The sequence below is a fragment of the Pseudomonas sp. SIMBA_041 genome (genome assembly GCF_046535095.1).
Classification (GTDB): Bacteria; Pseudomonadota; Gammaproteobacteria; order Pseudomonadales; family Pseudomonadaceae; genus Aquipseudomonas; species Aquipseudomonas mucoides.
The window spans coordinates 1-230 of record NZ_JAWRXJ010001040.1; the positions used below are offsets into that span (position 1 = coordinate 1).

The 230-nt window shown below is 30.4% G+C and carries 1 protein-coding gene; it reads left to right on the forward strand.

The genetic code is table 11. The features are described from left to right. Positions 1 to 230: glycoside hydrolase family 19 protein (locus SB725_RS34275; RefSeq protein ID WP_410923839.1), on the forward strand; the 230-nt coding region annotated here is incomplete at both ends.

Genomic DNA, 230 nt, shown 5'->3' on the forward strand with positions numbered 1-230 from the left:
GATAAATTTTGGTATGATCCATACAGAGGAAGAGGATTTATCCATCTAACGTTGAAAGGAAACTACCAAAAATTTAAAGAAGATTCAAAATTTGACGTTGTAAATAACCCAGAACTGGTTTCTACAAATATTGAAATTGCGGCTAAATCTAGTGGATGGTATTGGAGATATAATGATAAAGGAAATATAAATCCATTTGCTGATAAAGATAGTGTTTTTGATACTTCAAG